Here is a 23,586-nt window from a genome sequence, read left to right as displayed (position 1 = left end):
ACGATACGCGCGGACAACGCTTTTCGGCCGCGAGCGCGACGATCAGTACCTGCCCTGCAGGTAGTCGACGAGCTGCTCGCGTTCGGTGGCCAGTTCCGTGATCTCGCTCTTGACCACGTCCCCGATGCTCACGATGCCGATCAACCGGTCCTCGCTCACCACCGGCATGTGCCGGATGCGGTGCTCGGTCATCACGTCGCGCAGCGAGGACACGTGGTCGTCGGGGCCGCAGGTGCGTACCCGGGCGGTCATGATCTCGGCGACCGGCCGGTCGAGCAGTTCGGCGCCGTGCACGGCGAGGCGGCGAACCACGTCGCGTTCGGACACGATGCCCTCGATCGTCGCACCGTCCGGGGAGACGACCACGGCACCGATATTGCGTTCGGCCAGCACCGTCAGCAGTGCGCGCACGGTGGTGTCCGGTGGCACCGTCGCTACCGCTGTGCCCTTGCTTCGCAGAATCTCCGCAATCCGCATACGCCGCCACCTGTGCTCGCGCCGACCGTCCGTCTCCAAGCATGCCCCGCTTTTACCGCTGTGACCAGCACGAAGACGTTACGACCGCGCTATTCGTCGTCCAGGCCCGCAGACAGATAGGCCGCCGCGGCCAGCCATTGGCGGCACTGCGGGCCGTGGATGTCGTGTTGACGCAGCATCTCGCGAGCCTGCCGATAGGTGAGCCCGTAGGGCTCGTCGCTACACGCGGAAACCGGCGCTACCTCTGCCGCGAGGCTGCGCGGGAGCTCGAGCCCGGCGGTGCCGGCCGAGACCCGGCGGGGTGGTCGATACGGAATGCTCATCGCAGGCCCCTCGTGTCCGGTGGGCCCGGGCCTGCCCCAGCTCTTGACGAGCGGGCCCCGGGGTTGATCTTGCCCCGAGTCTATGGGCGCGGTGATTGCAGATGCAAGCACATCGGAGATCTCATTCGGGGCGTTTCGGCGGCCGATGGCTCTGTGGCCCTTGCGAATTCAGGGGACTGGACGTCACTTTGCGAACGCCACGCGCCCCCTGGGTGCGAGTACGTACCGACCGGTGCGCAACCGCGGGCTGCGTGTTAATGTCCGCATCGCGCAAAGCGGATGCAAGAACGTTTGTGCGTGCATCTGCAACTTTCACTCCGATGGACATCACACGAGAACAGGGAGTAATGCATGTCCGCAATGCACCATGATCAGCGCGAACGGCCCGCCGACCACGCCTGGCGTAAGAGCACGTACAGCAACGCCAGCGGCAATTGCGTAGAGGTTGCCGCCGTGTCCGACGGGTCGGTAGCTGTGCGCAACTCGCGCGACCCGCGCGGCGCGGTCATCTACTACACACGCCCGGAGATCGACGCATTCATCCGCGGCGCCAAGGCCGGAGAGTTCGACGACTTGACCTGCTGATCGGTAAGATCGCGAGTCATGACGGCTGAACCCCACGAGATCGGTCGTGTACAACCGATCGTCGACCGTGGACCCACTGTGCTGCGCATTGCGCTCGGTGGGCAACTGCGTAGGTTGCGGGAGAGCAAGGGCATCACCCGCGAGGCCGCGGGGGAGGCGATCCGCGGCTCCCACGCCAAGATCAGCCGACTCGAGCTGGGCCGCACCGGTTTCAAGGAACGCGATATCCGTGATCTGCTCACGCTCTACGGAGTCACCGACCCCGTAGATCGTGAGGCGTTCTTCGATCTGGCCAGGCAGGCCAACGAACCGGGCTGGTGGCACCGCTACAGCGATCTGCTGCCGTCATGGTTCAGTACCTACCTGGGGCTAGAACAGGCCGCGAGCCAAATCCGTACCTATGAGACCCAATTGGTACCCGGCCTGCTGCAGACCCCGGAGTACACCCGGGCGATCGTCACCGTCGGTCTCGACGATGCCGAGACCGAGCGGCGCGTGCAGGTTCGTCAGCTGCGTCAGGACGTGCTGCGCCGCGTCGACCCGCCCGTGGTGTGGGCGGTCATCGACGAGGCCGTGCTACACCGGCCGGTGGGCGGACGCGAGGTGCACCGGAATCAGTTGCGACACCTGATCGAACTGTCTCTGCTGCCGAACGTCCCCGTGCAGGTGCTGCCGTACTCGGCGGGCGGGCACGCGGCGGCGGGCAGTTCGTTCAGCATTCTCCGCTTCGCCGAGCCGGAGTTGCCCGACATCGTGTACCTGGAGCAACTGACCAGCGCGCTGTATCTGGAGCGCAGGCAGGATCTCGCGCTGTATCTGTCGGTGATGGACCAGCTCAGCGTGCAGGCCGCTCACCCCGACCGCTCACGCGACATCTTGCGGGACTACGCCGAGCGGGCCTGACCCCCCGGGCGGGCCGCAGTGCCGCTTCCGTTCGCCGGAAGCGGCAGGCTGTCCGGATCAGTAGCGGATGCAGCCGGATGCGATCCGCCAGAACGTGTCCGGCGTCAGCACCTGCAGGTCCCAGTCGTCGGCCAGTTCGTGGGCCGTGGTGACGATGCGCTCGATATCGAAATCGTTGCGGGTCGCGGCGCCGGTGGATTCGACGGCGTCGATGACGAAGGCGACCGCGGTTTCCCTCGAGGGGTGGGTGATCGCTGCGCGATCAGCGAGGCCGAAACGGCCGGTGGTGTGGTTCATGTGAACGCCCCTGTGTCTAGGCAGTGGCAAACCCGAGGCAACTATAGCCCCAGGTGTGCCGCTCGCGGCCTCCCCTGACTATCCCCTGAATTGTGTTGCGGCCCTGAGTTTAGGACGGAGACACTTTCAGATGCAAGCACATCTGCACGATCGATTAGGTCTCGATTCGGTGCTCACCCCGGCTTCTGGGCGGCGAATCCGGCTCGGCGCCACCGGATTCGCGCACCGTTCGCGCCGAACAGCGGCGTGACCGGCGCTTCGGTGGCGTACCGGTGGGTGCCGGCCGGTGCCCGGCACCCTGTCGGCACGTTGATAGGCCTCAAAAGTATTGGCCTGGTTAATTTTCGGCTATCGAATCGCGGCGACGGCCGCCTCGATCGGATCCTGCCCCGACACCACCTCGAGGGTGCGCCGAAAAGTATTGTCGGCGACCAAGATCGACGCGAGCGTCGCGGCGACATCGGCGCGCGGCACATCGGCGCGCCCGACCGGCGGTGGTCCCAGCGTGATCAGACCGTTGCCCTCGGCGTCGGTGAGCCTGCCCGGCCGCACGACGGTCCAGTCCAGCGAGCGGGCCCGCAGATCGTCCTCGGCCTTGGTCTTGGCGTCGATATAGGCGGCCCACACCTCGTCGGTTCCCGGTGCGGGCGGCTGACCGGCGCCCATCGTCGAGATCTGCACGAACCGGCGCACCCCGGCTCGGTCGGCCGCGTCGGCCAGCTGGACCGAGCCGCCCAGGTCGACGGTGTACTTGCGGTCCACGCCGCTGCCCGGGCCCGCACCGGCGGCGAAGACCACCGCGTCCGACCCGGCGACCGCGGCGACGAGGTCGGCCGGGTCGTCACGTTCCATGTCGTGGATCACGGGGACACCGCCGGTCGCGGTGATGTCGGCGGCCTGGGCGGGATCGCGGATGAGAGCGTGCACCTGATGGCCGTCTCTGGTGAGCAGCCCGGCCAGTAGCAGGGCGATCTTGCCGTGTCCGCCTGCGATGACAACGCGCATAACCTGTGCTCCTTTCGCCGCGCGGCGCGGACCTCAGCGTTCCGGGCCGCCGGGATTGCAGTTCGCCGAGACCGTGGCCGAATAGCCGACGGCCGGTCGCCACGGTTCGAGGTTCCAGCTCGTCTTGTCCGGCGCGACCATCCTCGCCCACACCCAGTGGCACAGGAACTGGTCACGCATACCCGGCGAGTCGGCGGCGGGGTCGAGGGCGAGAACTTCCTGCCAGGCCGTCTCGTCGGTGCCGGGTGCGGCGGTCTTGCGACCCGCCACGGTGGGGAACACGAGCAGGCGGGCGCCGTCGACATTGCTCGTCCAGCGGACCTCATCGATGAGCGGCAGGCCCGCGTACGGGTCGACGGTGGTGGTCGGCGGTGCGAGGGTGACGGCGGTGCGCTGGGCAGTCGTGGTCGGTGCGACGGTGGCCGGCGCGGCCTGCTCGGCCTCCTGCGAACCGCAACCGGCCACGGCCAGTCCCGCGAGCACGGCCACGGCGACCGGGTACTGCCACCGTGTCACGCGCGCCTCCTGTGTCCCCGCGATCGGGACACGACCGCCGCACCAGCCTAGTGCGGCGGTGTGGGGCTCAGTGCCACAGCGAACGGCACGGCAGCCGGCGCAGGCCGGGTTCCACTCGTCCGTCGACGGTCACCAGCAGGCCCGCGTGCACGGCGGCGGTGGTGAATTCCCAAGCCTCGGACTGGGTTGCGGCGTATTCGAGGACCATCGCGTCCTGCGGAGTGGGCCCGTCGAAGTAGACGGTGATCCGCCGCGTCGGTATGTCGGTGTGGTCGAGGGGGTGACCGGCGGCGGCAATGTTCGCGTCGATGGGAATCATGGCGTGCTCCTTCTGCCCCGGCGCTGGTAGGCGCCTTGCTACTCGACGGTAGGGCGCGCGACCATGAAGGAGAACATGTTCCGGACTCGGCTGGAGAATTCACAAACCGCCTGGTCCGGAGCCGGTACTTTCTCCGAAGTATCGAGCACGCGCGGTTGTTGCGATCCGGACGCGGGGCGTGCACGAGTCGGGAACTACGGCCGTGCGCCGATGCGGTGGGACGTACCGTGAGAACACTGACGACGGCGCACAGGGGAGGTTTCGCCGCGGCTTCGAGTACCGCATCGCCGGGTGTCAGGTCACGAGTCCGATGTGCCACCCGAAGGCGTGTGAGTGCCATGAGATCTGTGCGTGTCCTGCTCTGTTCGCTACTGCTGTTGTGTCCGCTCGCCGTCGGCACCGCAACCGCCGAACCCCAGCCCCCGGCCGCCCCGGGAATCCTGCCCGACCTGCAACGCTGGATCGACCAGGTGCTGCCCTCGCCGATCCCGTCCGGCGCGGATACCGACCCCGACGCCGAGCTCGCCGCGCTGCGGGCGGCCGTAATGCCCTCTCCCGTAGGCGATCCCACCTTCGATCACTGGCCCGAGGGCCTGGCCCAGCTGGCACCGGGCGAGCTCGTCCAGGTGCGCGACGTCACCGCCGTCGCGGGCCCGCTGACCCTGGTTCCCGTACGGTCCGCGCATCTGCTCAAGTTCCGCACCTCCGACGCCCACGGCGCCCCGTCGTTCGCGACCGCGACGCTGATCGTGCCCGCCACCGAGTGGACCGGCCCCGGCGACCGGCCGGTACTGGTGAACAACCTGCCCATCGACGCGCTCGGTCTGTCCTGCACACCCGGTTACACGTTCACACACGGGCTTTCGCTGAAATCGAGCGCCACCGAGTTCCTGCCGCCGACCACCCAGCTGGCGGTGCTACGCGGATACGCGGTCCTGATCCCCGACCATCAGGGCCCCCGAATGGCTTACGCCGAACCGTATGTCGCCGGACACGCCGTCCTCGACGCCATCCGGGCAACCAGGAATGTCGAGCCGCAGACCTACGGCGCCAGCCCGTTCGCGATGACGGGGTATTCCGGCGGCGCCATCGCCACGCACGGCGCGGCGAAGCTGATCGCCTCCTACGCACCGGAATTGGCCGAGGTGATCGTCGGTGCCGCCCTCGGCGGGGTGCCCGCCGACTTCGAGATCCTCGCCCGCAGTATGAACGCCAATCTGGCTTCGGGCATCTTCATGGCCGCGACCCTCGCGGTCGGGCGCGAGCGGCCCGAAATCCTGGCCGCCATGAACAATCTCGGCCGCTGGGTGGCCACCTCGGCGATGAAGGACCAGTGCGTGAGCATCTTCGCGCTGCCCGGCATCCTGCACCTGCCCATCGATGTCGGCGCCAATATCGCCGACCCCCTGCGCTCGGACCTGGCCGCCCGGATCTACGAGGTCACCCGGATGGAGGGCATGCGTTCGGCCACACCGCTCTACGTTTACAACGGGGAGCAGGAGTTCTGGATCCCGGCCGAGGGCGCGCGCAATCTCTATCAGGAACAGTGCGAACTCGGCGCGACCGCGGTGTATCGCGGGGTGCTCGGCGAGCACATCGTCGGTGCGGTGACCGGATATCCGGAGGCGATGCTGTGGCTCGACGAGCGGCTACGAGGGATTCCCGCGCGCAGCGAATGCTGAGCCCCCTTTTTTCGGCCGAAATGTTGGTGTTTCAGTGCTCGGTCAGTGTGAACGGCCGAATGTTCTGGGAAGTATCACTATTTCTCCCGATCAGCGTCCCGACCTGCGGGATCGCCGTGGGGAAAAGTTCCTGTGTGCCGTCATGGGGCCCGTCGCCGACCGGTGGTGAACTACCCAGAACCCCACGGAGAAACGAAATGCCGTGAATTCCCGGGCTTATGTTCGGTGCGGTTTCGACAAGCCATTCGTATTCCCGATCGAAAAACGGGACACGAATTATCGAATCGCACAGGAAGATACGCCAACGATGAAATCTCCCAGTCGCCGACGCACGCTGCAGACAGCGATGCTCACCGGCGTCAGCGCGCTCGCCGTGGCGCTCACCGGCCCAGGGGCAGGCGCGGCCCCCAACGACGCGCCGACCGAGCAGGCTCTCGCCGAGATCATCGCCGCGGGCCGGTCGGTCGCCGGCCCCAGCGGCTCGGCCTGCAACTCCGGTAGCGGCACCGGCTCGGGCAACGGCTCCGGCGACTGCTATGGCGGCTCGGGTTCCAGCTCGGGTTCCTCGGGCGGCTACTCCAGCGACACCGTCGGCGTCGGCCCGGCCCAGACCTCGTTCCTCGCGGCCTTCGCCTACGGCCTGGGCAACGGTGACGCGGCGCCCCCCGGCGCCAACGACTGGAACTGCAAGCCCGCCGACGGCGACCGTCCGCTGGTCATGGTGCACGGCACCTGGATGAACGCCTACAACGGCTACGCGTTCATGGGCCCGGAGTTCAAGAACGCCGGGCTGTGCACCTTCACCTTCAACTACGGTCGCTCCAACCTGATCGAAGGTGGCGGTCTCGGCTCGGTGCTGCCCGGCGTGATGGGCACCGGCTACATCCAGGACTCGGCCGATCAGCTGGCCCTGTTCGTCGACCGGGTCCTCGCGGCCACGGGCGCCGACGAAGTCGACATCGTCGCCCACTCGCAGGGCGGTTCGATGTCGAACTGGTACACGAAGTTCGACGGCGGTGCCGACAAGGTGAAGAACCTGATCACCTACGGCGCCACCCACCACGGCACCAGCCTCGACGGCATCGGCGCCCTGGGCCGCATGATCAACAACCTGGGCATCGACATCCTCGGCTTCATCGAGATCTTCGTCGGGCACGCCGGTATCCAGCAGACCATCGGTTCGGACTTCGTCAACCAGCTCAACGCCAACGGCGACACCGTCCCCGGCATCGACTACACCATCGTCGGCACCCGGTACGACGAGGTCACCAACCCCTACGATCTGACCTTCCTGAAGCAGGGCCCGGGCTCCACCGTCCGCAACATCACCCTGCAGGAAGGCTGTGAGCAGGACGTCTCCGACCATCTCACGATGATGTACTCGCCGCGTGCCCTGTCGATCGCGCTCAATGCCATCGATCCAGGTCATCAGATCGTGTGCACCTTCAACCCGTGGCTGGTCGGCGGTGGCGGCAGCCTCTGACCCCCAGTGAAACGGGCGCTGCCCGGGGAATCATCCCCGGGCAGCGCCTTTTTCGTGGATCAGACAGTGGTGCGGTAGCTGCGGGCGACCAGCGCCGAACGCAGGTACCACAGTCCCGACGGCTGGGTGGGGTCGAAACCGGTGAGCTGACCGATGCGCTTGAGCCGGTAGTCGACGGTGTTGGTGTGCACGTGCAGCACCCGCGCGGTGCGCTGCCGGTTGAGGTTGTTGGCGATGTGGCGCTGCAGGGTTTCCAGCAGTTCGGGGAACTGGTCGAGCGGGTCGAGCAGCGAGCCGAGGAATTCGCGTCCGGGTCCCGGCCGGGTGAGCTGGTACTCGAGCGCGAGTTCGTCGAAGCGGTACAGACCCGAGGTGACCTCGAGGCGCTGGACCATGTCGAGCAGTTCGTGGGCCTGGTCGGCGGCATCGGGAATGCCGGTGGTGCTCGTCTCGACCAGCGCGGCCGTGATGCCGACCTGCGCGGCCTGCGAGAGCTGGGCGACCAGAGCGGTGAGACCGTCGCGGTCGAAGGTCTCGGCGGGGATGAGCACGGTGCCGCCGTCGACGCTGAGCAGCGACAGCGCCGTATCACCGCAGCGCTTGGCCAGCTCGGCCTGCACGCGGCGCAGCTTGCGCCGGGCCACCACCTTCTGATCGAGTGCTGGATTGGCCTCCTCGCGGTGCGGCGGAATCGACAGCGCGAGCACGGCGTACTGCTCGGCGATGGCGATGCCGCATTCGCGGGCCATGGTCGAGGTGCTGTGCCCGCCGAGCAGCGCGGAGGTGAGGGTGTGCACCGCCGTGTGATGTTCGCTGACCACGCCGCGCAATTCGCGCACATAGGCCAGCGAGACCTGACAGGTGATGGTGTCGAGCATTTCCATCACCATCTTCACGCCGTCGACGAGGTTGTCGTAGTCCTTCACCGACGCGCTCGAGACCACCAGGTCCAAGCCCATTTTGAAGCCCTCGGCGATGGAGTGGTGGATGGTGTCGATCGGCACGCCCTCGCGGGCCCAGGCGCTGGCGGCGTCCTGCAGTCGCTGCAAGGTGCTGGGGATGTCGCGGCCGTCGAGCATGCTGACCGCGAATTCCAGGCAGATGCGGGTGATGGTGGTGACGTCCCCCGTGATGGCGTCGCCCGGCAGTGTGCCGCACGGCGCGACGTTCTCGACGAAATGTCCTACCATCTGCCGTGACAACGCCCGGACGTCTTTGAGGGGAGACGACATCGGCCGCCCCGAGATCGTGAGCGATTGCCGTGGTGGATTGTGTACGGACATCTGAAGTTCCCTTCGCCTGATTTCGGCTGTCCCCCCGCTGTCCAGCCTGTTCACCCTAGCCAAGGCAGGCAGGATCCGGAATGAAACGCCGGGTTCTGGGTGACGTTCGCGTGTCCACCGCCCGATGTTGGTGGGCCGTCACAAGGCTGGTCCCGGTGGCATCACAGGTTGTAGAGTTCAGCGCGCCGGAACGAACCGATAGGGGCACCACCATGCGACCTGCCGTCCGTTGTCTGGTCTGGGAACTGGACGAAACCCTGTGGGACGGTGTGGTCCACGACGGGACCAGCGCCGCGCCGCGCCCACCGGCGTTGCGCACGTTGACGATGTTGAGCGACCGCGGCGTGCTGCATGCCGTCGCGGCCCGAGGCGACCGCGCGCGCACCATGCGCACGCTCTATCGGCACGGGCTGCACGACATGTTCTCGGCGGTCGAGATCGGCTGGGGACGCAAGTCGGCCGCGATCGTGCGGATCGCGGGCACCCTCGGGCTCGGGCTCGAGGGCATGGCGTTCATCGACGCCGAACCCGTGGAGCGCGCCGAGGTCTCGCGCGCGTTGCCGATGGTGCGCTGCTACGCGGCACGCAATGTCGACATGCTGCCGCTGCTTCCCGACTTCCGCCACGACCTGCGTTCGGGTCCGATGCCGACTCCGCCACTCGGGTTCGCGCGGGTTCCGGCCTTCTGACCTGCGGTATTTTGGGACGACATCGACGGCAAAGTTGCATCGACTGCCGAACTCATGAGCTCGGCAGCGACAGCGTGAACCGCTCCGGAGTCGCGGACACGTCGTAGGCGGTGATCCGGCCCTCGCGCACCTGGAACGTCAGCACGAAGATCGGCCTGCCCACCCGGGTCAGCACCAGACCGGGCCTGCCGTCGACGAGAACCATGACCGCCTCGCGCGAGCGCTGCCGCAGCGCGACCGCGCCCTCGGCCACCTCCCGCGCACCGCGGACCACCGCGGCCATCCCCGGTGTGAGCGCCGCCGGGTCGGCGGTGCGGACCACATCGGGCGCGAGAACCTCGAGCAGCGCGACGAGGTCACCGCCGCGCGCGGCCCGCAGGAACGCGGCAACGGCCGCACGCTGCTCGACGAGGTCGGCCGTGCTCATCGCGGCCGGCGCGTTGACCCGCTGCCTGGCCCGGCTGGCGAGCTTCTTGGTCGTCGCGGGGGTGCGTCCGAGTACCGGTGCGATCTCGGCGAACGGTACGGCGAACAGGTCGTGCAGCACGAACGCCACCCGTTCCTCCGGACCCAGCGCGTCGAGCACCACCAGCACCGCACGCTCCACCGAATCCGCTTGCAGCGCTTCAGCTTCCGGGCCGGCATCGGTGGTCGGGAGGTCGACCTCGTCGGCATGGGTTTCGGGGCGGCGTGCGCGGGCTCGCAACAGATCGAGGCACAGTCGGGACACGACGGTGGTGAGCCAACCGTCCAGGTCGGCGATCACCGCGTCGGTCCTGGCCAGGCGCAACCACGCCTCCTGCACCACGTCCTCGGCCTCGGCGGTGGCACCGAGCATCCGGTGCGCGAGACGACGCAGCCGGTCACGGCGCTGCTCGAACATCAGCGCGAGCGAATCCGCGCGCATCGGTCACCTTTCGGGGTCGCCGGTCGTCACCGGGAAAGACGGCACTCCGCCGTCGTCGCCTTGCTGTCTCCACTGTGGCAGAGGCGCTCGTCCGCCGAAAACGGAGGAACCATGAACACCGCATACGTCGTCGTCACCGTGCTCGCCGCGCTGGCCGCCCTGATCGCCTCGGGAATCGACGTGTTCCGCGCCGACTGGGTGCGCGAGAACATGCGCGAATACGGGCTGCCCACCTGGGCGCTGCCGCCACTGGCCGTCATCAAGGCCGCGGGCGGGATCGGTCTGCTCGCGGGCCTGGCGTACCGGCCGCTGGCCGTGGCCGCCGCGGCCGGATTGGTGCTGTACTTCATCGGCGCCGAGATCACCGTGCTGCTCACCCGCTGCTACTCGCACGTGGCCTATCCGCTGCCTTATCTGCTGCTCGCGGGCGCCTCGCTGACGCTGGCCGTGGCGTGAGACCGGTGGTGGCGTGCCACGTCGGCGCGCCACCACCGTCGGCTCAGGCGCTGGCCAGAATGAAGTCGGCGGCCTGCTCGCCGATGAAGATCGCCGGCGCGTTGGTGTGCCCACGGATGATCAACGGCATCACCGAGGCGTCGGCCACGCGCAGCCCCTCGACACCGCGCACCTTCAGATCCGGGCCGACGACGCTGGCCGCGTCGGTGCCCATCCGGCAGGTGCCGACCGGGTGGTACAGGGTGTGCGAGAACTTCTCGATGGTCAGCGCGATCGTCGCCTCGAGATCATCGGGTGCCTGCGGCGGGTAGATCAGCGGCCCGAGTGTGCTCTTGAGCGCGGGCTGGCCCGCGAGCCCGGCGCACACCCGCAGACCGGCGGTCAGCGCGGCCAGGTCGGCGCCGTCGGGGTCGGACAGGTAGCGCGGATCGATCACCGGCTTGGCGGTCGGGTCGGCCGAGGCCAGACCGATCCGGCCACGGCTGCGCGGGCGCAACAGGATGGACCCGAGCACCACACCGTGCTCGGTCGCCTCGACCAAGCCCTCGTGATAGAACGGCGCCGGCGCGTAGATCAGCTCGAGGTCGGGGTGCTCGAGCTCGGGTTCACTGCGCACGAAGCCGTACGCCTCACCCACATTGGAGGTGAGCATGCCCCGGTGCCGCACCAGATAATTCAGCAGTTCCAGCGGCTTCTCCGCCGTGTACAGCGAATCGGACTCCACGCTGTAGCCGAGCGCGGCGATCAGATGGTCCTGCAGATTGGCGCCGACCTCGGGGGAGTGGGCGACCACATCGATGCCGTGCTCGGTGAGCTGTTCGCGGTCACCGATGCCCGAAAGCTGCAGCAGCTGCGGGCTGTTCACCGCGCCACCACACAGGATGACCTCCTTGGCGGCGGTCACCACGTGGGTCTGCCCGTCGTGCAGGAACTCGACGCCGGTGGCCTTGGTTCCCTCGAACAGCACCTGGGTGGCCAGTGCCTCGGCCCGCACGGTGAGGTTGGCGCGCTTCATCGCGGGCCGCAGGTAGGCGTCGGCGGTGCTCCAGCGCCTGCCGTCGCGCTGGGTGACCATGGTCTGGGTGAAACCTTCGGGCGCCGGACGATTCGCGGCCTCGAGTTTGTGGCCGGCCTGCCGCGCCGCCTCGAGGAAGGCATGGGTGGAGGCGCGCGGGCTGCGCTGCCGCTGCACGTGCAGCGGCCCCTTCGCGCCCTCGTCGGGGAACTGCGCGTCCTGCACGTTCTCGATCTTGCGGAACTGTTCGACGGCCGAGGCGAAGTTCCACTTCTCGCCCGCCAGCAGTCCCCATTCCTCGTAGTCGGCGCGGAAACCGCGCACCCACATCATCGCGTTCATCGATGACGAGCCGCCGAAGGTCTTGCCGCGCGGCCAGTAGATCCGGCGGTCACCGAGCGCGGGCTGCGGTTCGGTGGAGTAGTCCCAATCCCGTTCGCTGCGGAACAGTTTCGAGAACGCCGCCGGAATATGGGCGAACTTGTCGTCGTCGGCGGGCCCCGCCTCCAACAGTACGACCGTGGTGCCCGCGTCGGCGCTGAGCCTGTTCGCGAGCACCGCCCCCGCTGACCCGGAGCCGACGATCACGTAATCCGCGGACGTCCCACCTGCTTGCACTGTCCAACTCCGATCCTGCACTGCATCTGTCGTAGCCAACACGGATACACCCGAGCCCGCGTGAAAAGACCGCGAGCACAGCCTGACTCGGCGTCGGGCCGGGTGCTGCAAGCAGCGTACTGACAGTCGGCGTCCGGTGGGACTCAGTAGGTCCCGGCCGCCGCGGCGCGACCCGCGCGGCGACCGTAGAAGCTGCCGTCACCGAGCGATGCCCCGCTGACATAACCGCCCGCACACAGCCCTGAGGTGCACCGACCGGCGGCGAACAGCCCGGGAATCGGTTCCCCGCTCACGTGCAGCACCCGCGAATCCAGATCGGTGCGCAGCCCGCCGAGGGTGAATCCGGCGGTGAAACCGCGCAGATCGAACCCGGCCAGCGAGCCCTCGATCGGGCGCACCCACTCGGGCTTCTTGCCGAGCAGGGGATCGCTGCCGTTGGCGGCGTGCCGGTTGTAGGTGGCGACCGTCGTTTGCAGCGCCTGTTCGGGCAGACCCATCTCGGCTTCGAGTTCGGCGACCGTCTCGGCGACCCATTTGGGCGGGAACCGGAAGAAGGGGGTCGAACTCTCGGTGGCGAGGGCCTCCTCCAGGGATCGTTCGTCGAGGATCAGGAAGGCCTGGTTCTCCTGCCGCAACAGGGTGGCCTGGCCGATCCGGCCGGGGTAGGTGTCCTCGGCGATGTAGCGCTGCCCGCGCCCGTTGACGAGGATGCCGCGCGCCATCATCTGCGGGTCACCGAAGATCGCGACCTCGCTGGCGTCCATATGGGCCAGTTCGGCGCCCAGCGCTTGCGCCAACCGGATGCCGATGCCGTCGTGCTCTTCGATGGCCGCGCCGGGACGTCCGCTCAGCTGCGGGGTGTAGCGGTCGATCATCTCGGTGTCGTAAGCGAAACTGCCGGTCGCCAGGACCACGCCGCGGGCAGCCCGGACCGTGACCGGCTTACCGAACCGGGTCGCGACCAGGCCGACCACCCGGTCGTCGGCGTCGACGACCAGCCGCCGGATGCGGGTGTCGTATTCGACGGCGACACCGAGCTCGGCGACGGTGTCGGCCAGTGGCTTCATCAGCATGTAGCCGCCGCTGCGTTCGCCGATCTTCTTGTCCGCCAGCTGCGGAACATGCCCGCGCGGTGCGGGTTTGGCGATGTCGAGGAACGGCGCCGCGTTCTCGCCGCCGGAATACATCAGGCCCTCGTCGTGCGGCGGCTCCCAGCCCGGCTCGCCCCAGAACTCCTCCTTGAACGGCACACCGCAGTCCACGAGCCAGTCGTAGTGTTCGACACTGCCCGCGCAGTAGTCGGCGATCTTGGCGGCATCGACACCGGGGCCGAGCGCGGCGGTGAGGAAGGTGGCCATGTTCTCGGGGGTGTCGTCGAAGCCGAGCGCACGCTGCAGCGCGGTCCCGCCGCCGAGGTAGACGAAGCCGCCCGCGAGTGCGGCGGCCCCACCCCAGCCGCCGGTGCGTTCCAGGATCAGCACCTTCGCACCCGCGCGCGCGGCTTCGATGGCGGCGCACACTCCCGCGATGCCGAAGCCGGCGACGACCACGTCGACCTCGAAATCCCACTGGTCGACGGTGTTCTCGCGCAGCGGCCGGACGGTGTCGGTACGCGGGCTGTTGTCGGTCACGGCTGCCTCCGGTGGTGGGTGTGTACCGAAATGGTGCCGCGTGGAGGCCAACAAAACAAGAACGTGTTACAGAATTCCCGTCCAGCGGGACACGGATTTCGGCTCGCGGCTCCGGTACGGTGGCGATCGAACCCACGTCGAGAAGAATCTGGTGGTGCACACGTGAGCGCGAACATTCGGGACATCGCGGTAGAGACCCTGGCCGGCGAGCCGACCACGCTGGGCGAACTGGCGGGCGACAAGGCCGTGCTGCTGGTGAACGTGGCCTCGAAATGCGGGCTGACCCCGCAGTACAGCGGCCTGGTCGACCTGCAGAAGAACTACGGCGAGCGCGGTTTCACCGTGATCGGTGTGCCGTGCAACCAGTTCATGGGCCAGGAACCCGGTAGTGCCGAGGAGATCCAGGAATTCTGCTCGGTCACCTACGGTGTCGACTTCCCGCTGCTGGCGAAGACCTCGGTGAACGGCGACGACCGGCACCCGCTGTACCAGGTGCTCACCGAGACCCCCGACGCCGAGGGCGCGGCCGGTGACGTGCAGTGGAACTTCGAGAAGTTCCTCATCGCCCGTGACGGCGCGGTGGCCGCGCGGTTCCGTCCGCGCACCACCCCGGACGACCCCGAGGTCGTGCGGGCCGTCGAAGCCCAGCTCTGAACTACTGCGCGTTGGCGAGCAGCGCGTACTGCGCTGCCGCCTGCTTGCGCACGGCCCCCGCTTCCGGCCCGCTCACGAACCCGCCGTAGTTCCGGTAACTCACGTAGCAGCGGGCCACCGCCGGTGTGTTGCCGGACGCCCGGCGTTCGGCGCAAAACGCACCGGGCACCGCGTCCGGCCCCGGGATCTCGCGCGCCGCGTCGCTGAGCGTGTCGCGCCAGGTCGTGCCGAAGGCGTCCGCGCCCGCCCGGTCGCGGAAGCGGAACAGGGTGGTGGTGTAGGAGTGGGCGACGCTGTCGACACCGCCCCGATCCCATGCGGCGGCCAGTTCGGCCGGTTCGCTCGCCCGGTAATGCCTGCTCGCGCGGCCGGTCCACGCAGCGTATTCGCGTGAGGAGATGGCGATGCGCTGGTTCGGCGGACCGGGAATCAGGGTGCGGCGCAACAGGTCGTCTGGGTCGCGGGGCAGGTCGGCGAGCTGGTCGGGGGCGGTCGGGGTGAACTGATCGAGGAGCGGCACCTGCGCGTCGAGGACCTGGGCGACCCGGCGGGCCAGCGCGTCCACATCGGGGGCCGGGTGCTGCAAAAACAGGCTGACCACGATCTCACCGTGCGCGAAGAGCGCGCCGATCGTCTTGATGCCCGGCCGCCAATGTGCGTGCGCGCCGGGGTATCCCGGAATCGGCACCGGCCGGTTGTCCGGGCTCACCGCGAAATCGGTCGCGGCCAGATCGCGTGCGGCATCGGCGGCCGTGCTCTCCCCGGGGAATCGCATCAGGACCACCCGGGTCACCTTCGCGTCGGTGTCGATGGCGGGGACGTTCTTGTCGAAGGCCCGGCTGCCCTGGGCGATGTCGAACGCGACGATGATCCGATGCCGTTCCAGTGTGGGCAGATTGACGTTCGAGGCGGCCGAGGTGTCGACCACGCGGCGCGGGGTGTCGAGCACGTCGGTGCCCCAGTTGTAGGTGAGTGCCGGATCGAGATCCTGGGGAAACACCACCGCGCCGCCCATCCGCAACCCTTCGAGGATCGGGCCGTCCGCCGCGGTGCGACCGATCTCCACGTCGGCGGGCGCGGTCGTGTAGCTGCCCACGTCGAGGCTGCGCACGTCGAGTTCGCCGGGTGTCGCGGTGCCGGAGACGGTCGCGCAACCGGCGAGCAGGGTGGCGAGCGCGCCGAGGGCGACGCGTGTTGTCACAGCGGTGCGGTGGCGAGCCATTGCTCGATCATCTCCTGATGGGTGTGCCCTGGCCAGTACACCTGCAACAACACGCTCGAATGGGGTGCGGCCTCGAACTGCACCAGCAGCCACGGCCCGTCGGACCCGTTGAACTTCCGCACGGTCACCGGCCTGCCGTACCGTGACCGCACCTGTTCGTTCGCGCCGCTCGGCAGGGAGGCGACATACCGGTCCGCCGTCGCGGCGTCGGGATAGGCGAGTACCTGCACCTCCAGTTTCTCCCGGTCGGTGCAGTTGAACCCGTTGTCCCACAGGGCATCCGGATTCTTCGTCGCGAAACTGCACCGCAGGTCCCGATATCCGGTGCTGTCCGGACCGGCCGGGAGCAGATCGGGGAACAGGGCGATGATGGGGCGACCTGCCGCCCAGGAGTCCGTCGTGGTTGTCGTCGGCGCGGCGGTGGTGGTGCTGGGGGGTGTGGTGGTGCCGGTGGTGTCGCGGGATGACCAGAGGATTCCGGCGACGACGGCGGCGATCACCGCGAACGCGGCGGCAGACCATCCGACGAGCGCTCGCCTGAATGTGCCGGGAGACGCGCTCGAGCCGGTCGGCAGGGGGGAGTGCTGTGCGTCGACAAACGGGGAGGGTGTGGTGGGCGCAGGGAGATGCGGTGCGGAGCTTCCGCCGAGCGGTGCACCGCTGAAATGGGGATGCTTTTGTGCACTGGGATCGGTTGACGGGGCGACACCACGACTGAGTGCTGCTTGTGCGGCGTCGACCATCTCGGTACAGGTGCCGAACCGCTGTCCAGGATCCTTTGCCAGCGCCCTGGCGAACACGGAATCCATCGCAGGTGGCAGGCCCGGCGCCCGTTCGGTAACCCTCGGCACCGGCTGCATGAGGTGCGCGCCGATGAGTGCGCCCGCCGTGGTCGCGGTGTAGGGCGGTTGTCCGGTGAGCAGGTGGAACAGCGTGCAGGCGAGGGAATATTGGTCCGCGCGTGGACCGGCCTGCCGCCCGTCGAGGTGCTCGGGTGCGGCGTACCGCAGGGTCGCCACCACCGCACCGGTCTGGGTGAGCGCGGTGGCCTCGTCGACTGCCTTGGCGATCCCGAAATCCGTGAGCAACACCTGTTGCGTTCCCGGAATGCCTTCGCGCAGCAGGATATTCGCCGGTTTCACATCACGGTGCAACAATCCCGCCGCGTGCGCGTAGTCGAGTGCCGCCGCCGTCGACCGGGCGATGTGCAGCGCGTGTTCCGGCGCCACCGGCCCCGCCCGCAATGCGGTTTCCGCGTCGGACCCCGCCACGTACTGCATCGCGATCCACAACCGCCCACCGTCGTTGCCCCGGTCGTGCACGGCGACGATATTCGGATGGTCGAGCCGCCCCGCGAGCTCCGCCTCCCGCTCGAACCGCCCCCGGAACATCGGATCCGCCGCGAACGAGGAATGCAGCAGCTTCAGCGCGACCAGGCGCGGCAACCGGGGATGCCCGGCCGCGTACACACTGCCCATCCCACCCGACCCGAGCACCCGCTCGATCCGATAACCGGCGAACATGTCCCCGGCCCTGAGCTCGTGCATGCCTGCAAACCTAGCTCAGGGACTGCCGCCCCGGAGCCCGTCGCCCAGCCCCCGGTTACCGCGCCGTCGAGATACGTTCCCTACCAAGCGAATAGATCATCTAGGCTGATTCCGGAAAGGCACCCGTCCGAAATCACGGAGGAATCCGATGTCGCACGCTTCTGCCGCTTACCCCAGCTCCGTGCCCGTCGGAGTCGATACGACTCGAGCGAGTATCGCTCGCGTGTACGACGCCGCCCTCAACGGCAAGGACAACTACGAGGTCGACCGCGCCGTGCTAGCCCAGGTCCGCACCGTCGCGCCGCAGGTCAACGATCTGGCCTGGGCCAACCGCGATTTCCTCATCCGCGTGTGCCGCTTCCTCGCCAGAATGGGTGTCGACCAATACCTCGATCTCGGATCGGGATTACCCACGGCGGAAAACACCCATCAGGTCGTGCAGCGGGTGAATCCCGAATCGCGCGTGGTCTACGTCGACAACGACCCGTCGGTGCTGGCGCACGGGAAAGCGCTGCTGGCGAGCAACAGCCGCACCCACATCGCCGAGGCCGACATCTTCGCGCCCCTCGACGTTCTCGGCAACGAGATCGTGCGCACCGAGTTCGACTTCACCCGCCCGATCGCCCTGTTCCAGATCGGCACCCTGCACCACTACCTCGGCGAAGACGCCCCCACCCTGATGCAGACCTACATCGACGCCCTCCCGGCCGGCTCCTTCATCGCCATCGCCCACTTCCACGACCCCGAAACCCCCGACTACAGCGAACTGGCCAAGAAGATGGAAGAGAAGTTCATCCACAGCCCCATGGGCAGCGGCCGCTTCCGCACCCGCACCGAAATCCAGGCCATGTTCGGCACCACCACCCTGATCGAACCCGGCCTCGTCCGCTGCGACGACTGGTGGCCCGACGGCCCCCACCTCACCCCCCTCTCCGACGTCCGCCACTGCATCCTCGGCGGGGTCGGCCAGAAGCGCTAGCGAGTGTCGACATCGGCGGGCCCTCACTGATCAGTCGACACCCTACGAATGTCCGGCGCAATCTGGCGACGCGCTCTCGGACGTAGAATTCACGGAAGCAGGAGCCTCGCCGAGCAACTAGCGTGGCTCGATCGAGGCGACCTCGTCGTAGAACGTGAAGGGTATCGCCTGGCGGGAAACCTCAGCGCGAATGGTGGCGAGGAACTGCTCGAATCCGTGGCGGGCGGGCACGCGAGCGACTGCCCATTCGCTTGCATTGTGTTGGCGGGTCTTCGCGGCGGTAAACGTCTGGGTAAGGATTCTGTCGAGGCGGGCGGCGGCCAGCACAGCCTCTGGAGTGCCGTAAATCCAGACACTACAGAGCGCTTCGTGCCAGACGTGGTTATCGATCGTTGCGATGTGATCATCTGGTGTGTCGGCTAGCGCAATCTGTTGAATGGTGTCGTAGCTGGTGCGGAAGGCGCCGGTGAGTTGCTGGTAGCTGTCGGCGCGTTTATCCCGTTGCCAGCGGGTGGTTTCGGCACGTTGGTCCCAGAAGCGGCCGATCACAATGCCGACCACAGCAGCTGACGCCGCCAGCAGTGCGGCGGTCATCAAGAGGCTCCTCGTTGTTCGTTGATCTCCGCGGGTTGGTGCGCGGTTGTAGGAGTCATTTGTGTCGAGTGAAACACTCGTACGGGCACTGGCGGCAGGTCCAGTTCACTGCGCGCCGCGCTGACGAATTGTTCGAATGCGGCTCCAGCTAGCTCGCGCGCCTGATTCCACTCGGTGCGGTCTTGGATTCGGCGGTCGGTCGCGGCGGTGAACAGGGCGCCGAGGGCTTCGTCCAGTTGGGTAACCGCGACGACAACATCGGTAGACCCGTGGAGCCACACGGCGGCGACTGCGCTATCCCACGCCGCGAACCCGCCTGAACGAGTGTGCTCGACGAGAGCTTGGAACGACGCGGCATCAGCGCCGGTCAGAGCAACGACACGAACCGCTTCATAGGTGACTTGGAACTGTTCGATGACACGCTGATGACTAGCGGTCTTCTGATCACGACGCCAGCGAGTCGATTCGGATCGTGTGTCCCACAAACGCCCGATCATGACTCCGACCAGGCCGGCCAACGCGGCGAAGAAAGCTGCGGTCATCATTCCCCCAACGATGGACCCGTAAGCGGCGTCCATGGCTAGTTTACGGTCCACACCCGTGTGGGACACGAAATCGAGCTGCGCCCAGATCCGCCATCCTGGCAGGATGCCGGGATGGCGGATCTGCTGTGGAACGAGGTCAGAAACTTCTTCGACCCGAACCTGATGGGGGCACTTCCGGACGTGTCCGTCACCTCCACCTCGGCCGAAGATTGGCAGGCAGTGTTCGACATGGTCCGGTCGGAGGGCTGGGCCTGGGAGTACTTCGAGGGTGATATTGCGGGGCGGCTGCCATCGGCCGCGGAGATTTTATCGCGCCCTGCTGATGCGGAGCTGGCCCAGCTGCGTGTCTGGCCCACCCCAGCTGTGCTGGTGATCTTTCGTCTGTGGTCTGCGACGGAGATCGACTTCGACGTCGACCTCCGCCAGCTGCAGGGCCAGGCGGGAGTAGACACCCTGTGCGCCTTCCTGTGCGCGGTCGGTCGGCGACTGGGCAAACCCGTGTTGATGAGCGCAGAGGGGGGGCTCCCCGCCTCCGGTGCTCGGTTTCGACCCGACCGCCGATCGCGTGGTACTGCTAGCCGATCCAGAGTTCACCTGAACTTCGTTACGCACGAATCGGGTTCACGCACACGAATCAGCTCGCCGAACAGAGATCCCGACGTGGGAATCGTCGATGCGTGCATTATCCGAACGGGACCCGAGGTCGGCATTCACCGATCAGTGACGTCGCAGATCATCGATGGAACCACCGCTGGAGCAGCAGGCTGATGAGCCGCGCTTCCTATGCTCAGATGATGTATCTGGAGCTGGTGACGATCGTGGTCGAGGAGTACGACCCGGCGATCGAGTTCTTCGTCGCGGTGTTGGGGTTCGACCTGATCGAGGACGTGCCGTCGTTGACCAATGACGGCAGACCCAAGCGGTGGGTGGTAGTTCGTCCGCCAGGTGCGCAAACCGGGATTGTTCTGGCGCGGGCGGATGGTGAACGGCAGGCCGCTGTAGTCGGTAGTCAGGCTGCCGGACGCGTGGGGTTCTTTCTGCGGGTCGATGACTTTCAGTCCGAATATGCTCGGTTGGTCGCAGCTGGGGTCGAGTTCGTGACGCAACCACGGTCCGAGCCCTATGGCTGTGTCGCGGTCTTTGTCGACATTGCCGGCAACCGGTGGGATCTACTCGGCGGCCCTGCCTAGTCCGGCGCCGAACATGCCGCCGGGCGGGCGGTCTCGAAAGTTTGCATCTGGCCGGTGCAGCGAGCCTGATCGCGGTCTGTTCGAAGGCGTCGCAGACCGCTAAAAGAGAAAAATCAAGAACCCGAACCAGGCCACACCTACGCACAGGAGAGCCAGCAACAAAGCAGCGATGAACACCGAGCAGCAGAAGAGCACTCGGACAAGGCGAGACCTGGGACGGGCTGCTGGTCGAGTCCCATTTCCTCGGCCGGGGGCAACCTCTATTCCGACGACATCCACCGTGCTGGCCGCAAGCCTCTGGAGGATCGCATCGGTTCCACCACCATGCCCGACCCGTTCACTCTCGCCCACGCCACCAGATTGCCACAGAACAGGAAATGCGGTGGCAAACGGAAAGAATGTTCAGCCAGACTCAGGCGAAGCCGAGCATGGTGGCGAGGCATCGTTCAACGGGATTCTTTTCTCCGGCAGCGATCTGCTGACCCATTGAGACCAAGCCGATTCCAGGACCTTCTGCTCGATGACTTCCGGGCTCATCGCAGCTTCACCGAGATGTATGTCGCAGCCGGAGTTTCCGCCTCGCAGGGCGATCCGGTCCGCAGATCGAGCTACATCGGGTGAGTTCAGATTGGCTGTTTACACTCGAATGCCTTGAAAAGGGCCGTGTGTTGCCGGCTTGTACAGCCAGCGTCGGTCGGCTGGAGCGATACCACCGCGTCCGGTCGATGACCATGCGACTCAGTCGCGGGGGCCGCCGTGCCAGGTTGGAAGCGGGCGTGTCCCGGCGGCGACCTGATGGGCGGCCTCGGCGAGCAGGCGGGTGGAATCCAGTGTGGGTAGAGGGGATACGTCCGGGGTTATCAACAGGGGGATCTCGGTGCAGACCAGAGCGACGGCGTCGCAGCCCAGACCGTGTAGCCGGTCGATGATATCGAGGTAGCGCTGCCGGGAGGCGGTGGTGAACACTCCTTCGCATAGTTCGGTGAAGATGATGTCGTCGATCGAGCGGCGTTCGTCGGAGTCGGGGATCTCGGCGGCGATCCCTTTGGTCGCGAAGACGCGCGGGTACATCGGGCCGGTCATCGTGTACTTGGTACCTAGCACTCCAACTCGCTGGTAGCCTTCCGCAGCCGCCTTTTCCGCGACGATTTCCGCGATGTGCAGGCCCGGCAGGGCCAGGTCGTCGCCGACGGACTCCAATGCTATGTGCGCGGTGTTGTCGGGGCAGACGAAGAACTCTGCCCCGGCCTTGGCGAGGCGGTCTACGCTGGTAGCCAAGGTCTTTCGAATCGCACTGTGGTCGCCGGCTTCCCAGGCCGGCATGCTGCGGCCCATGGCGATGCAGTCCAGGGTCACATCTGCGTGCTGGTGCGGTCCGAGTTCGCGGGCGCCCTCCTGGGAGAGGGTCCGCAAGCACAGCGACGCTCCTTCGATGCTGTGCGCCAAGATCCCGACGTGTCTCATACGTTGCTCCTTGTCAGCACGAATGGTGCCGTCTATTTTCTGAATATTGTTCGTGATGAATCAGTTTCGGCCCACCGCGCTGCGGACCGCTCCGCTACCTCCCGGACTCGCTGGAGGACTCGGCCTTCAGACTGTTCGCCGACCCGGAAGGCAGTCGGAGGTTGACGTCGGGAACGCCGGTTCCGTGCTCTGCCAACATTGCTCGTTCTGGAAACATGATGGTGGCCGCGAGTGCCGCCAGGAATGTGGTTCGACATTCTGTGCGTGAGGGTGGATCAGGCGTTGGTGTCCGCGAGTTCGCGGATTGCCGCTGCCAGTGGTTTCCATGCGTGCTCGGGTAGGTCGTGTCCGACTCGGGGAAGAAGGAGCAGCCGAGAGCCGGGAATCCGGGACGCGATGGCATGAGCGGCATTGGTTTTGATCAGCGGATCGTCTTCGCCGTGCACGACCAGGGTCGGCCGGGTGATCTCGGTGATCGCCGGCCCGCTCCACTGGGCCCCGATCTGCCGGCTCTGTGCCTCCTGGTCGTGAATTCCGCTGTCGGGGTTGTGTTCCAGTCGGGTGCGCACGGCCGCCTCGTCGAATTCGTGACCGGGCGAGGCGAGGAGTTTCGCCACCGCGACGCCCGCATCGATCGCGCCCGCTCGGGTGTCGGGAAAGTTCACCCGGGCGAACTTCGCAAGCGTGCCCAGCCGGATGTAGCGCAGTGCGCGCAGTCCGATGACATCCCCCGGGATGGCATCGACCGAGGTGAGGGTGCGTACGCGGGCGGGGTGTCGAAGGGCGACCCGCTGGGCGACCGCACCACCGAGAGAGACACCGAGTACATGCGCCGAACTCCAGCCCAGTTCATCGAGCACCGCCACGGCATCGTCGGCCATATCTTCGGCGGTGTAGGCCGAACCGCGCCGGGCCAGCAGCGCGGTGATCGGGTTCCGCACCGCCGTCGGTGGCAGATGGGTCGATTCACCGCCGTCACGCTGGTCGTATCGCGCTACGGCGAAACCGAATTCGGCCAATTGCGCACAGAACCCGTCGGGAAGCCAGTGCCGGTTCGCACCAAGCCCGGTGGCGATAAGCAACGGTTCTCCGCCTACGTGTGGCATGAACTCGTCGAACGCCAGGCGTACCGCTCCGTTGTGCGCCCATCGTCGCGGTCCCCATTTCGCATCGGCTGACATCTCGAACCTCCCAAACTGTGA

Annotated in this window: 26 protein-coding genes; 10 read left to right on the top strand and 16 right to left on the bottom strand. The window is 67.2% G+C overall.

What is annotated here, in order from left to right:
* Positions 1-42 precede the first annotated feature (42 nt).
* The gene (locus NCO8_RS11290; RefSeq protein WP_067489418.1) at positions 43-477 is read right to left on the bottom strand and encodes a CBS domain-containing protein; all 435 of its coding nucleotides are present in this window, start codon (positions 475-477) and stop codon (positions 43-45) included.
* Between the two features lie 89 nt (positions 478-566).
* Complete coding sequence (locus NCO8_RS11285) at positions 567-800, bottom strand: hypothetical protein (protein WP_067638762.1); 234 nt, start codon at positions 798-800, stop codon at positions 567-569.
* Between the two features lie 351 nt (positions 801-1,151).
* Here NCO8_RS11285 and NCO8_RS11280 point away from each other — a divergent pair, with 351 nt between their 5' ends.
* Together NCO8_RS11280 and NCO8_RS11275 are read left to right on the top strand one after the other, a co-directional pair.
* On the top strand, positions 1,152-1,385 hold the full coding sequence (locus tag NCO8_RS11280; RefSeq protein ID WP_370465698.1) for a DUF397 domain-containing protein: 234 nt from the start codon (positions 1,152-1,154) through the stop codon (positions 1,383-1,385).
* 18 nt (positions 1,386-1,403) lie between these two features.
* Positions 1,404-2,288: a Sco1979 family transcriptional regulator gene (locus tag NCO8_RS11275; protein ID WP_067638760.1), complete on the top strand. Its 885-nt coding sequence runs from the start codon at positions 1,404-1,406 to the stop codon at positions 2,286-2,288.
* 57 nt (positions 2,289-2,345) lie between these two features.
* Here the strand turns inward: NCO8_RS11275 and NCO8_RS11270 are convergent, their stop codons facing one another.
* The 4 genes from NCO8_RS11270 to NCO8_RS11255 form a co-directional block, all read right to left on the bottom strand.
* On the bottom strand, positions 2,346-2,585 hold the full coding sequence (locus NCO8_RS11270) for a hypothetical protein (RefSeq protein ID WP_067638759.1): 240 nt from the start codon (positions 2,583-2,585) through the stop codon (positions 2,346-2,348).
* A gap of 348 nt (positions 2,586-2,933) precedes the next feature.
* Entirely contained in the window at positions 2,934-3,590 is a 657-nt protein-coding gene (locus NCO8_RS11265) for an SDR family oxidoreductase (RefSeq protein ID WP_067638758.1), read from the bottom strand.
* Positions 3,591-3,623: 33 nt separating this feature from the next.
* Complete coding sequence (locus NCO8_RS11260; RefSeq protein WP_067638755.1) at positions 3,624-4,106, bottom strand: DUF2599 domain-containing protein; 483 nt, start codon at positions 4,104-4,106, stop codon at positions 3,624-3,626.
* A 67-nt stretch (positions 4,107-4,173) separates the two neighbouring features.
* Entirely contained in the window at positions 4,174-4,425 is a 252-nt protein-coding gene (locus tag NCO8_RS11255; RefSeq protein ID WP_067638753.1) for a hypothetical protein, read from the bottom strand.
* Between the two features lie 338 nt (positions 4,426-4,763).
* Here NCO8_RS11255 and NCO8_RS11250 point away from each other — a divergent pair, with 338 nt between their 5' ends.
* Complete coding sequence (locus tag NCO8_RS11250; RefSeq protein ID WP_067638751.1) at positions 4,764-6,107, top strand: lipase family protein; 1,344 nt, start codon at positions 4,764-4,766, stop codon at positions 6,105-6,107.
* Positions 6,108-6,414: 307 nt separating this feature from the next.
* Positions 6,415-7,590 carry an esterase/lipase family protein gene (locus NCO8_RS11245; protein WP_067489443.1) on the top strand — a complete coding sequence of 392 codons (1,176 nt, stop codon included), beginning with the start codon at positions 6,415-6,417 and terminating at the stop codon, positions 7,588-7,590.
* Positions 7,591-7,649: 59 nt separating this feature from the next.
* Here the strand turns inward: NCO8_RS11245 and NCO8_RS11240 are convergent, their stop codons facing one another.
* Positions 7,650-8,822, bottom strand: a complete 1,173-nt coding sequence (locus tag NCO8_RS11240; protein WP_439268638.1) for a PucR family transcriptional regulator — start codon at positions 8,820-8,822, stop codon at positions 7,650-7,652.
* A gap of 263 nt (positions 8,823-9,085) precedes the next feature.
* Here NCO8_RS11240 and NCO8_RS11235 point away from each other — a divergent pair, with 263 nt between their 5' ends.
* Positions 9,086-9,562, top strand: coding sequence for an HAD-IIIC family phosphatase (locus NCO8_RS11235; RefSeq protein ID WP_067489449.1), 477 nt, complete (start codon positions 9,086-9,088; stop codon positions 9,560-9,562).
* A 52-nt stretch (positions 9,563-9,614) separates the two neighbouring features.
* Here the strand turns inward: NCO8_RS11235 and NCO8_RS11230 are convergent, their stop codons facing one another.
* Complete coding sequence (locus NCO8_RS11230; protein WP_067638745.1) at positions 9,615-10,469, bottom strand: sigma-70 family RNA polymerase sigma factor; 855 nt, start codon at positions 10,467-10,469, stop codon at positions 9,615-9,617.
* A gap of 111 nt (positions 10,470-10,580) precedes the next feature.
* On the opposite strand from NCO8_RS11230, the gene NCO8_RS11225 reads away from it, so the two are divergent.
* Positions 10,581-10,925, top strand: a complete 345-nt coding sequence (locus NCO8_RS11225; RefSeq protein WP_067638743.1) for a DoxX family protein — start codon at positions 10,581-10,583, stop codon at positions 10,923-10,925.
* A 43-nt stretch (positions 10,926-10,968) separates the two neighbouring features.
* Here the strand turns inward: NCO8_RS11225 and NCO8_RS11220 are convergent, their stop codons facing one another.
* Complete coding sequence (locus NCO8_RS11220) at positions 10,969-12,558, bottom strand: GMC family oxidoreductase (protein ID WP_067638741.1); 1,590 nt, start codon at positions 12,556-12,558, stop codon at positions 10,969-10,971.
* A gap of 143 nt (positions 12,559-12,701) precedes the next feature.
* Positions 12,702-14,189, bottom strand: a complete 1,488-nt coding sequence (locus NCO8_RS11215; RefSeq protein ID WP_067638739.1) for an FAD-dependent oxidoreductase — start codon at positions 14,187-14,189, stop codon at positions 12,702-12,704.
* A gap of 162 nt (positions 14,190-14,351) precedes the next feature.
* Here NCO8_RS11215 and NCO8_RS11210 point away from each other — a divergent pair, with 162 nt between their 5' ends.
* Entirely contained in the window at positions 14,352-14,843 is a 492-nt protein-coding gene (locus tag NCO8_RS11210) for a glutathione peroxidase (protein ID WP_245655313.1), read from the top strand.
* Position 14,844: 1 nt separating this feature from the next.
* Here NCO8_RS11210 and NCO8_RS11205 read toward each other — a convergent pair whose 3' ends face one another.
* Both NCO8_RS11205 and NCO8_RS11200 read right to left on the bottom strand, forming a co-directional pair.
* Complete coding sequence (locus NCO8_RS11205) at positions 14,845-16,044, bottom strand: DUF7373 family lipoprotein (RefSeq protein WP_157104878.1); 1,200 nt, start codon at positions 16,042-16,044, stop codon at positions 14,845-14,847.
* The gene (locus NCO8_RS11200) at positions 16,041-17,612 is read right to left on the bottom strand and encodes a serine/threonine-protein kinase (protein WP_067638729.1); all 1,572 of its coding nucleotides are present in this window, start codon (positions 17,610-17,612) and stop codon (positions 16,041-16,043) included. Before NCO8_RS11200 ends, NCO8_RS11205 begins: the two co-directional genes overlap by 4 nt.
* A 148-nt stretch (positions 17,613-17,760) precedes the next feature.
* On the opposite strand from NCO8_RS11200, the gene NCO8_RS11195 reads away from it, so the two are divergent.
* Complete coding sequence (locus NCO8_RS11195) at positions 17,761-18,591, top strand: SAM-dependent methyltransferase (protein WP_067638727.1); 831 nt, start codon at positions 17,761-17,763, stop codon at positions 18,589-18,591.
* A 117-nt stretch (positions 18,592-18,708) separates the two neighbouring features.
* Here NCO8_RS11195 and NCO8_RS11190 read toward each other — a convergent pair whose 3' ends face one another.
* Complete coding sequence (locus NCO8_RS11190) at positions 18,709-19,185, bottom strand: hypothetical protein (protein WP_067638725.1); 477 nt, start codon at positions 19,183-19,185, stop codon at positions 18,709-18,711.
* A complete protein-coding gene (locus tag NCO8_RS11185; protein WP_167353270.1) occupies positions 19,185-19,763 on the bottom strand; it encodes a hypothetical protein in 579 nt (192 codons plus the stop codon). The genes NCO8_RS11190 and NCO8_RS11185 overlap by 1 nt, the downstream gene beginning before the upstream one ends.
* A 78-nt stretch (positions 19,764-19,841) precedes the next feature.
* On the opposite strand from NCO8_RS11185, the gene NCO8_RS11180 reads away from it, so the two are divergent.
* Together NCO8_RS11180 and NCO8_RS11175 are read left to right on the top strand one after the other, a co-directional pair.
* On the top strand, positions 19,842-20,498 hold the full coding sequence (locus tag NCO8_RS11180; RefSeq protein WP_245655311.1) for a hypothetical protein: 657 nt from the start codon (positions 19,842-19,844) through the stop codon (positions 20,496-20,498).
* A gap of 26 nt (positions 20,499-20,524) precedes the next feature.
* A complete protein-coding gene (locus NCO8_RS11175; RefSeq protein WP_174550316.1) occupies positions 20,525-20,920 on the top strand; it encodes a VOC family protein in 396 nt (131 codons plus the stop codon).
* Between the two features lie 738 nt (positions 20,921-21,658).
* On the opposite strand, the gene NCO8_RS11170 is transcribed toward NCO8_RS11175, so the two are convergent.
* Entirely contained in the window at positions 21,659-22,384 is a 726-nt protein-coding gene (locus tag NCO8_RS11170) for an aspartate/glutamate racemase family protein (protein ID WP_067638722.1), read from the bottom strand.
* Between the two features lie 275 nt (positions 22,385-22,659).
* Positions 22,660-23,565: an alpha/beta fold hydrolase gene (locus NCO8_RS11165; protein ID WP_067638720.1), complete on the bottom strand. Its 906-nt coding sequence runs from the start codon at positions 23,563-23,565 to the stop codon at positions 22,660-22,662.
* Positions 23,566-23,586: the final 21 nt, after the last annotated feature.

It is taken from the genome of Nocardia coubleae NBRC 108252 (genome assembly GCF_001612805.1).
Classification (GTDB): Bacteria; Actinomycetota; Actinomycetes; order Mycobacteriales; family Mycobacteriaceae; genus Nocardia; species Nocardia coubleae.
The sequence above is the reverse complement of the archived record's forward strand: the minus strand, read 5'-3'. Positions and strand labels throughout refer to the sequence as shown.